Source organism: Litoribaculum gwangyangense, from assembly GCF_039543505.1.
In the GTDB taxonomy this organism is placed as follows: domain Bacteria; phylum Bacteroidota; class Bacteroidia; order Flavobacteriales; family Flavobacteriaceae; genus Litoribaculum; species Litoribaculum gwangyangense.
In genome coordinates, this window is sequence record NZ_BAABJW010000016.1 from 1 (window position 1) to 10,140 (window position 10,140).

At 35.1% G+C, this 10,140-nt stretch carries 3 protein-coding genes; all 3 read right to left on the reverse strand.

Annotated features, from left to right (window positions below):
* Window positions 1-287: 287 nt before the first annotated feature.
* The gene (locus ABD963_RS15130) at window positions 288-3,431 is read right to left on the reverse strand and encodes a LamG-like jellyroll fold domain-containing protein (RefSeq protein ID WP_345278295.1); all 3,144 of its coding nucleotides are present in this window, start codon (window positions 3,429-3,431) and stop codon (window positions 288-290) included.
* Between the two features lie 184 nt (window positions 3,432-3,615).
* On the reverse strand, window positions 3,616-9,213 hold the full coding sequence (locus tag ABD963_RS15135; RefSeq protein WP_345278298.1) for a choice-of-anchor D domain-containing protein: 5,598 nt from the start codon (window positions 9,211-9,213) through the stop codon (window positions 3,616-3,618).
* A 283-nt stretch (window positions 9,214-9,496) separates the two neighbouring features.
* Window positions 9,497-10,140: putative metal-binding motif-containing protein (locus ABD963_RS15140; RefSeq protein WP_345278300.1), on the reverse strand; the 644-nt coding region annotated here is incomplete at its 5' end.

The window sequence follows — 10,140 nt, forward strand, 5'->3', positions numbered from 1 at the left end:
CGGTCTTTAACTTTAAAAGTAAATGTTAGTTCCTTTTTTAAAGCTAAATACTTCTCAGCTTTTTCCTCATTTGGATTTTGGGAAAAGCCAAGCGAGGTTGATAATAAAATAACTAGGAGGAGCAATAATTTTTTCATACTGGTAAATTGTTTGGTTAGTTGAATTTTTTTCAAATTAAAAATTTTAATTGAAAGAAAAAGGAAAAAATGAAAACTTTATTCATTAGTTTTTAACTTACGGTTTTCCCACATTAAAAATGAAGAAATCACCGACATTTTTATTTATAATTACCTTATAATGAATTTTTTAGAAACATTGCCAAACTCAGTTTCTATTGTCAGTATATAGTTTCCAAGTTTGATTTGGGAGGCGTTATATTCTAAATAAGTTTCATAAGTGTTTTTATTGAATTTGAAAAGGGACTGTCCAAGAATATTAAATATTTCAACAGATTTAATTAGTTTTGAAGCCGGATTGTTAATAACTATTTTGTTTTTTTCATTTGAAAAATAAGCCTCAATCAACTTTGTTTCGACTACATCGGTGTTTAATGTTTGAGATTTGTAGAACGTAATCTCAAATCGATTTAAATATTCGCCAGCTACTAAATAGGTTTCATACTTTCCTTGTTTTAAATCATGGTATAAATTTAATTCTTTATCGTGCAAAAAAATATTTAAAGCCTCTGGTGTGTTTTCCACCTTATCAACATAAATGCTGTTAAACCCATCTGTTTTGGTGTGAATACCTAAAGGCATAACGGTTTCTTCATTAATGCTATTGATACCTTGAATAGTGAATTTCTCATTATTGATTAACCAATACAAATCATCACTTTGTGTATCGATGTATTTGGAGTCGTATCCCCAATCGTATCCTGGAGATGCAAGTTCATCTTCTGTAACTAGTAACTGTCTGTGTAAATTATTTACAGAATTAAAACCAATTCTTAATTTCATTCGAGTATCCTGAATAGTACTCTCGTCAATTTTAAAAACACGTTGGCTGTTTTTAAATTTAATAAAACCATCAGTTTCTGCCGTTGTGAAAAAACCTTGACCAGGAGGTATATATAAATTTGGAATGTCATCAGGGTTTCCTCCTGTTGAAAAAGTATCTTCATTAGTAATTCTTGATGCTGCAGGTACTCCTCCCGAGAGAGAGAATGTGGCATAACCACCTTGATAATCATTGGCTATATGTGAACCACCGCCCCAGTGTTTCCAAAAATAAAGTGTACCATTTGAGGCTCCTTCACTAGAAAGGCTCGATTTATTATCTTGAATGAATTTAATACCATCAATGGCCGATGGGTATGGGTTACCTACCAAATAATCATTTCCAGCATATACCTTTATATTAATGTCTCCATTATTTGGTTTACCTTCAAGGGTATAATTTTGAAATTCATCAATTGTACCAGTGCCTGGGCCTTTCATCGTAAATCCTTCGCCAGCTGAAATTTCACCAGTACTTCGAATATGTTGCCAAGTAGAATAATTATCACTTAATTTATTTCCAAACTTCCATATCCAATAATCTGAAATGGATACGGGATTTATAGCACCATTATAACCCGAGGTTAAGAATTGTATATTGGTAAACACATCCTTTACGATGTAGTTATTATTGATGGTTGAATTATTTTGTTTTCCAACTGGAGATGACCAATAATTATATGTGAATTTATCGGCTGTTCCTTTTAACTCCTTTATTAAAGTTCCAGAGCTTTTTACATCGAGGATGCTATTTTCTGCTTGAATTAATTGAGACTCCCCCTCTAAATTTAATGTTCCATCAAGTTTTAAGTACCAAGAATTATACAATTCAGAGTTTTGTTTTATTTGCAACGTGGCACCATCATCAATTATGAGGCCTAAGGTGTTAATATCTTTATCGATTTGTAGATTTCCCTTAACTTGAATTATTGAATGATTTGATAAGACATCGTTTAAATCCCATTCATCGCCATGTAGCCAATTGTTTTCATTATCCCAATTCCCGTTACAGCTTGGGGTTGTAACATAAGGTAGGGGAGCCGTATAATCTTGGTAAGTAAACTTCATGTTATTAAGTTTACCATCTATTTTACTTGTAGACGCATCTGGAGTGAATCCTGTATTTAAAATATCCATTTTATAGTAAAGAATTAAATCACTCCAATTTAATCCTTCTAAATCCATTGGTATGATTAAACCCCTAATCTTACCATTATTATTCTCAATTTCTTGATTAATTTGTTGTTTTAATTGATTGATATTTAAAGCTTTATTGTATACTCTGCACTCGTTAATTGCCCCTTTAAAATAATTATTATCAAACTCTGTATTACGACCAATTTCAAAATCATGGTTTGAATTCCACAATGGGGAGTCATTTAAAAATGTTCCTATTAAAGAGTTATCTACATAGTTCCAAATGATATTTCCATTTAAAAATAGTGTTACCCTGCCTGTGATGCCATCAAATTTTAAGGCTGTATGATACCAAATGTTCTCTGTTAAAATGGCATTGGTTAAATCTGGTGAGTATATATCTGTGCCATTACTGGTTTTTATGAAGGCTTTTAATGTTTTGTTTTGATCTAGATATAATCTAAAGTTTCGTTGTCCCATAATTTCGCTACCATTGGAGGTATTATCCAATTTTACCCAAGACATCATGGTTGCTTCATCCATACCTCCTAAAAAAGCACTTCTATTAATATAATCATCAAAACCATCAAAATCTAATGTTTGAGGGGTACAAAAGCTAAAATCTCCTATTCCAGTTGCATGTAGTTGCATATGGTCACAGGTGTCACAATCTTCCCATAAAAACGAAACACTAGTAATATAGTTAGGGTCTTTAAAATTAACTCCTATAATTGAGCTTTCTCCTGAAGTTATATTGGAAATAGCATTAACAATCCCTGAACTGGTATCTGAAATATAGGAAGCTGTTGCTGAATTAGTAAATTCTGGATAAATAGTATTTCCTTCTAAGTCTTTGCCTGAAAAAGTAAATTTATCGCCATTAGTTTCCCATTTATTTATGTGGTGAATATCAAAAGAAAAGGCATATACAGGTTGGCTAAATGTAATAGTACAAGTGATTCCTTCACCTGTAAAACCTCTAGAAAGTAAATCAATTCCCTTGTATAAATAGCTAGATTGTGTGCCTACTTTTGGTGTGTTTCCTGCCCAAAAACCTAACGTACTTGTTTCTCCTGAGAACGTTATAGTCATATCTATTCCAGAACCATCTACATTAGTAAACGTGTTAGATAAACTTCCAGGATACCAATAATTATTATTGTCCGTAGTACTCGTGCTCCAATTTAAGCTATAATTATTACCGCAACTAGGAATTGTATGAAGTTGAGCATAAGACTCTAAATTACACTGGCAAAGCCATATCAGTGTAATTATATTAAAAATAATATTCTTCATAGGTAGGGGGTTAGTTAAGGCTAAGTATTAGTTTACTAATTCAGCATATTTTATATGATTTTAAAGCATTTTTTTGAAGATTAGGCGATACGTTTTTATTAGAGAGCCCTAAACCTAATTTAGGGCTCAATAGATATGTAAATGGTTAATTTATTTTTTGATGTAAACAACCTTAACTATATTTTTATTTAACCAATACTTTTTTGGTCATTGACCGCTCATTGGTTTCTAATTTTAAAATATAAGTGCCGGTTTTAATATGATTTGTTTTTAATTCAATATGTTTTTCATCGGTATTTTTATGAGATTCAAAAACGAGCTGTCCTAAAACATTATACATTTTTATAGATTGAATATTCTTTAATTGCGGATTCATAATCATGATACTTGCTTTTTCATTCGAGTAATAAACTTGTAAATAAGTATCATCAAATTCATCAACAGATAGAGAAGTAGCATTAGCAAATGTAATTTCAAACCTATTGGTATATTCTCCAGGTAATAGTAATACATCGTAATTTGATTGTCTTAAATCATGGTAAATATCCAGTTCTTTGTCGTGTACAAATATGTTTTTACTAGTATTAATATTTTCCAAATTATCAATTCTTATCGTAGCCAATCCTTCTTTTGCTATTTTTAAATTAAAAGGTATTTTTTGGTCTTGATTAAAATTGTCTAAGGCTTGAATAATAAGTTTACTACCATTTAAGTCCCAGTACATATCTTCTTTATTATTTTCCGACAATAAGGCATCATAACCTAAATCAAAATCTTTAGACGTTTTTTCATCAACTCCAACCAGTAGTTGGCGGTGGTATCCTTCTGGAGAATCAAACATAAGTCTTATTTTCTCTCTAGTATCTTCTTCAGGAATACTAGTTGTTGTTTTAGTTTTGTTACTGTTTTTTAAGAATACTGAACCGCTATTGCTTCCTGAAATCATCTCTCTTTGGAATGCTCTTTGGCCATTTTTAAACAAAATGTTTCCACCTACAATGGGTTGGCTCAATCCAGCTATTCCTCCATCATCAACAGCTGATACAAAAAATCCTTGGCCAACGGCTATAAACCTTTCAGGTTGTTTGGTTCCAGAGGCATAAGAGGCATTAATTCTAGTATCTGTAGATATGGCTATGGTACCTCCCAAAAGTGTATATACGGCATAACCACCTTGATAATCTAATAAATAATGGCTATTAATTGCAAAATGATCCCAAAAATATAAAGCACCATTAATAACATTTGTAGCATTGGTTCCTCCATCAGCCACACTAATATTGTCAAGAATGAATTGATTAGCGTCCAAAGCTGAAGGATATGGGTTACCTATCAAATACTCATTATCTAAAGTTATGGGTAAGCTAAAATCTCCATTATTAGGTTGTCCTAGCATAACGTAGTTTTGGTCCAATGTAGCAGTCCCTGGGCCTTTCATCGTAAATCCTTCTCCAACTAATAATGAACCTGTGCTTCTTACTTGTTGCCACAATGCGTAGGTGTCATTTGCTCTATTCGCATATTTCCACACCCAATAATCGGCATTTTGCACGGGAGATGCCGTTCCATTATAGCCAGAGGTCAAGAAACCAACATTGCTGAAAATATCCGTTACTGTGTAGCTAGAATTACTAGTTGGGGCAACAGGAGAAGACCAATAGTTATATAAATAGGTATTTGAATAACCTTGTTGATCGCGTTCTAAAGTACCTGTACTGGCAGTATCAAAATCACTTCTATCTGTTTGAACTAGTTGAGATTCACCTTCTAAATCAATTGTACCATCTAGTTTAAGATAATGGGTTACCGTTAAACCAATTCCAGTATTGGAAGCGGTATCACCATTTACCTGTAAATCACCACTGTTGATAATTAAAGCTTCTACAGAGCAATCCCTTGTTCTGGCAGCAGTAGAAGAGGAGCCTAAGTACACATCATGGTTAAGTTCTACTATATTCCAATCAATTGGAGTTGTTCCGTCAACTATAGATAATGCATTTGGTAATGTTTGCTCTGCATTGTTTAACCAGGTAGCATCGGCATCCCAAGAGCCAGCGGCTTGCGATTGATATGGTAGTGGAGCCGTTTGATAATCAACGGTATCTAAATTTCTCAACGCACCTTGATTTCCATTGCCAGACATATCATTGGTATTTGTATATGTGTAAATACTCATAGGATAATATCCTGCTAAATCTGTCCATGGTATTGTTGCTATTTCATTATTTGAAATAGTTGTAGGAATTACATACCCTTGAATTAAAGGTAGTGGATTTAAACCTGTAGTTATACTTTTGTCAACAAGCTCTTGATTCATAATATAGTGTAATTGTCCAACAGTAAGCGCCCTGTTCCAAACACGAACTTCGTCTATACTTCCTGCAAAGTAATCTGTTGTATTGGGGTCAAAACCATCAGCTGCTGCAATCAAGAATTTTTGATTCGTAGCGATTGGAGCTGGTAAGCCGGTTGCAGATGTATCTGCAACACCATCAATGTATAATGTAGCGCTACCGCTATTGTAAATTACGGCTACTTCATGCCATTCATTTTCTGGAATAGCTACCGTTGATGTTAAAGTAGCGGCGCCACCGTTTAAGCTGAATTCTAATCTGCCAGCACCGTTTATTCTTAAATCGTATCCTTCGCTATTAGCCGCATTTCTTTTAGATAAAATAGAGGCATTGGTAGTTCCTGTATCACGTTTAATCCAAGCCGATAGTGTAAACTCAGTTGCGTTTAAATCTAAATTATCTTCTACATCGATATAATCAACAATCCCATCAAAATATACAGATCGCTCGGCGATAACTTGGGGTGCGTATCCAAACGTTATATATTTTGTTGCATTAAAGTTATAATCGGTTTCTAAGTTTCCATTACCATCTGGCGTCATAACTCTATAGTCAGCTGTGGGGTCAAAAACACCCGTATCCGATATAAACATTAAATAACTTCCAGGTGGGGTTATGTTTCTTATGGCACTTTGGGGTATCCTTACTTTACATGATGGAATATCTCCACCAGTTTCTACCACTTTCCATACGCGTTGCATTGCCGTAAATGAAACAGGTGTGTTTAGTCCACCAATTCCCGCGCTCATGTCTACAGCTATGGTTGCAGCAGCTAAATTTAAATCGGCACCATTATTTCCCCACATAAGAAATTGTCTATCTCCGAATGTTACTGGATTATTGCTTATATTTTGATTATTTGTGTCATAAATATCTGATAAACCTATAGTAAGTATACCCTCGATAGGGCCAGAACCATCTGTTGCATTGTTGATACTACTAGATTGTTTTTGGTTTAACTCAGAGATATCATCACGTCCTATGCCTGCAATATCGTGATTGTAGGGAGCATTGTTGGAATGATCCCAAATTACGTTACCTCCACCATTTACATAATCTTGTGTTGTTGCTCCAAAATTCGATCCAACTGTTTGATCGGGAGCTAATGTTATTCCATATTTTACAGCCAAGTAGGATTGTATTCTATTACGTTCTTGTGTCGCATCTGCATCATTTTTGCGAGATGAGTATGTAATAATTTCAGCGATTCTTGCGTCTGTAGTTGCCTCCCAACCTTCACTTCGTCCAATCCAATATCTTGAGTTATTAACATTGGCAAAATCTGGAATATCATTTTGAACCGTTTCTATATCTGTTGCATTATAGTATAGCTCTTGTTGTGTAGCTCCAGAGTTATTTCTAACATTAATAATACCAGCATTACTATAGGTGTTTCCAGTACCAGTTTCCGCTACACCATATCCTAGTCCACCACTTGTTGTTCCATGGGCATAAGATATAATTTCACCCGTAAATCGAACTGAATAGGCACCTAAACCTAAACCAGTAGCATCTGTTTCATTAGTTGCTATATTTTCATCGCCGCAAAAAACGTCCATACTTCCAAAAGAATTATTAACCGTGACATTTGGTAGTAATACCACAAATAAGTCCTGTGAATAGAAACCGCCCGTACCTTGTAAAAACTCTGTAGTTGTGTCATCAAATGAAAAATCACCATCTAATCTGAAACTGGATGAATTATTATTAAAATCAACGACCGGATTGAAATTAATATTAAATGCCGGATCATCGCGATAAGTTGGCTCCACTCCTACGACAGGAGCAACGGCATCATAGCCATTACTTGTTTGGTCCTGCCAAGTGCTAACCGGTTGTCCATCGGTATAAGTTAAACCAGCATTACCCTTAAGCCAAAGTTGTAAATCGGTATCAATACCACCGGGAGCAGTTATAAGCACACCTGTTCCTTGAATATCAAAAGTAAATGGATTCTCATCGGTGTCATTATTTGCTATTGAAATGCTCGCCGTTCTAAGACCTAAAGCACTAGGGTCAAAAGTGATTTCAAATGTAGTAGTGCTACTTGCTGCAATGGTTGAAGCGGGAATGATTGTTAGTGTAAAATCCGAAGCATTAGCTCCAGAAATAGTTACATAGGGTGATGCTCCAGTTAAATTTAAACTGCTTAATGTACCTAAGTTTTGAATTGTAAAGATATTGGCATTGGTACCACTTGATTCTAGAACATTACCAAAATCAGTATCATCACTTAAACTTGGAGTAATATCACCATTGGTAATATCAACGCCATTACCTTGAATGTTTATTTCTTGTAGTGTGGTGGTTCCCGTTCCTCGTATATCAAAATTATAAGGGTTTTCATCGCTATCGTCATTCGCTATACTTACGGACGCTGTTCTTAGTCCCGTATCGCTTGGATTAAAAGTAATCGTAAATGTTGTGCTTCCAGATACTGCAACAGAGCTGGCAGGATTTGCAGTAACTGTAAAATCTCCAGCATGGGCTCCAGTTATACTCACGAGTGGGCCTCCTGTAAGATTTAAAGTTCCAGTTCCTAAATTTTGAATAGTAAAAGTATTGGCATTAGATCCAGCTATAACATCAACACTACCAAAATCTGTGTCATCTGCAATTGATGGAGTAGTGTCGCCATCTGCAATATTTGTTGCGTTACCCTGAATATTTATTTCTGGTATAGTAACTATCCAATTAAGAATAACTAAACCGGGCGCACCCGATTCTCCAACTCTAGGTCCATTGTCATCACCGGCAGCTCCGCCCCCAGCACCATAATTTTGGCCAACAGAACCGCTTCCGCCATTACCGCCATTACCACCATTGCCACCGTTAGATGTTCCACCTAATCCACCAGTTATAGTACTACCATTTCCGCCGTTTTGGCTACTTCCAGCACCGCCGCCGCCGCCGCCGCCAGCATTGATATCTCCAATACCACCATTACCGCCATCAAAGGCAATTTGGCTCGTAACTGTTCCAGTAAAAGAACCCCCACCACCTAAGGCAGCAGGACCTCCTGCGGTATTACCAACAACTCCTCCAGCACCACCGTTAGCCGTAATAGTACCAATGGTATGAGATACTATAGTATTTCCACCATTAAAACCATCGTTTCCATTTCCATCAACTGCACCATTACCTCCGGCTCCTATCGTTATGGTTATGTTATCACCTGGGGTAACAGCTATAGTTCCGCCACGGAAACCACCACCGGCACCTCCATTTCCACCATCATTCCCATTTCCACTTCGGTCACTTCCACCACCACCAGCACCCCAAGCTTGTATTGTAACTTGAGAAACTCCAGCGGGCACTGTAAAAGTACCTGAATTTGTGAAAGTTTGACTTTGCGAAAATGCAATTGAGGAAATTAGGATACTTATTATGAGTATACTAGACCTTACTAAAAAAGTAATTTTTTTCATAAGAGGTTAAATTTTAGTTTGGGACTAATTATTTAAGCTTCAAATCTAAGGTAAAACTCTATGAAATACAAATATAATCGATGAAATACAATTTAATATAATTAAATTACTGATTATTAGCGTTTTAATATATTTTATTATAATATTATTTTTGTTATTCACTTTTTATCGTAACTATTTGTTTGTCAATATATTGTTTTATTCTTTTTGTTTCTTTGATTATAAAAGGCCGAGTACTTAAGTACTCGGCCTTTTATAATTTACTTTTTTTTGAACGAATTCATTAATGTTTTATTAATCGTTTCATAATACTAGCACCTGTTTCTTTGCTTGTAATTTTGAACAAATAAGGAGCTTGTTCTAGTTTACTTAAGCCTGTTACATTTATCGAACCATTTTTGCTTAAGTACTGATTATCAAAAACAAGGCGTCCATTCAAATCAAATACTTTAATATTAAACTCATCATTATTAAAACTTAATGGAAGCTTTATAATGATAATATCATTAAATGGATTTGGTGTAATTGAAGTATTATTAAGGTTAAAGATTTTTACATCCAATGTTGTACTGTCCAAACCATCACAATCTTCATCTATACCATTGTCAGGGACATCAAAAGCTGCAGGGTTAATGGTATTATCAGTATCATCACAATCATTGTTATCGGTAACATAACCAACTGGCTGTGAACAGGCTTCTAATGCGTTTGAAAAATCTCCATAACCATCGCCATCTATATCTGCATAGAACGTTGTTGTTACTCCTTCGTCTATGTCTCCATCACAATCGTTATCGATACCATCACAAATTTCTGGGGCATTTGGGTAAACTAAATTATTTGAATCATCACAATCATCCACGGTAGGTGCTACTAAGCTGTATCCACCAGGGTTTGTACACTGGGTGGCGGTTACTTGGCTTCCGA

Bases quoted from the DNA above. Each gene is read 5' to 3' on its own strand.
- ABD963_RS15130 (WP_345278295.1), bottom strand. From the start codon at position 3,431: ATGAAGAATATTATTTTTAATATAATTACACTGATATGGCTTTGCCAG.
- ABD963_RS15135 (WP_345278298.1), bottom strand. From the start codon at position 9,213: ATGAAAAAAATTACTTTTTTAGTAAGGTCTAGTATACTCATAATAAGT.